The sequence below is a fragment of the Bartonella sp. MR168JLCBS genome, assembly GCF_042194175.1.
The window spans coordinates 1-631 of the sequence record NZ_JBHIMP010000480.1; the positions used below are offsets into that span (position 1 = coordinate 1).

Below are 631 nucleotides of genomic sequence, written 5' to 3' on the forward strand. Positions count from 1 at the left end.
TACTCTGCGTGGTATTGCATCGGCTAATTTATCACTGTGGACGCATATCGTACGTCGACGTGTTTATGAATATCCTGATTCAGCATTTGATAAAATGTTTTGCTATCAGCTTGATGAAAAGTACCGACAAAGTTTTGTTGGTTATAATCTAATGGTCAATGATCTATATTTGACCATTGTGTTCCAACCAGTCACTGATAAGGTTATGTCGTTTTTTTCCCAGCATGAACGTGAAACGCTTGATCAAAAAAAGATGCGGCAAGAATCATGTATTAAAGCTCTCAATGATATCAACCGTACCTTAAGTCAATCGTTTAAATCTTATGGTGCGGAACTTCTTGGTGCATATGAAAAAAATGGTCACGCTTATTCTTCTGCCCTTGAATTTCTTGCAATGCTTGTCAATGGTGAATACCAGCCTATGCCAATCTGCCATGACCGTTTTTCTGACTATATGTCTATCAATCGGCCTTTCTTCTCAAAATGGGGAGCACTGGGTGAACTGCGCACAACCACTGGAATGCGCCGATTTGGAATGATGGAAATTAAGGAATATGACACGACAACCAAACCGGGCCAATTAAATGTTTTACTGGAAAGTGATTTCGAATTTGTGTTAACACAGAGCTTT

1 pseudogene is annotated in these 631 nt (G+C 39.3%); it reads left to right on the forward strand.

Annotated elements, in window-relative coordinates:
- Positions 1 to 631: pseudogene (locus ACFIK8_RS12145) on the forward strand (VirB4 family type IV secretion/conjugal transfer ATPase); the annotation flags it as partial.